The organism is Bacillus sp. mrc49, from assembly GCF_002803435.1.
This window is the reverse complement of record NZ_PHNG01000293.1, coordinates 1-410: the sequence shown is the minus strand read 5'-3', so window position 1 is coordinate 410 and position 410 is coordinate 1. Positions and strand designations below refer to the sequence as shown.

Genomic DNA, 410 nt, shown 5'->3' with positions numbered 1-410 from the left:
GCAGCTGGCTCGCTTCTTTTACAAGCATGATACCAATGGAACGATTCCTTTCCCATTCCTCGGGAAATACAGTTACCGGTGGATTGGTTTCATCCACTAAATAACTAAGCTCGATTGTCATACCGGGACGATTGAATTTTGTGATGAACCAATCGGTAAAACCGCTGCCTACCGCTTCTTTTTCGGGAAAGGTCAGTTCATACCCAGTCAATTCCGCCGTTTTTTTGGCAATCCCATAATCCCTAGCCATATTTTCGCGTTTATTGTGAAAATGCCAAAAGATTTCCCTTCCTGACGTATGGTAGGACACCGCGATAAGAGGGTCAATTTCCTCAGTGAATTTCACAAGCGCCTTAACTTCGGCTGCCTGAAGGGGCTGTTCCCCTTTAAAAAATTGGTAAGTTGGTTTC

General features: G+C 44.6%; 1 pseudogene. It reads right to left on the bottom strand.

What is annotated here, in order from left to right:
- Positions 1-410: pseudogene (locus CVN76_RS02015) on the bottom strand (M14 family zinc carboxypeptidase); the annotation flags it as partial.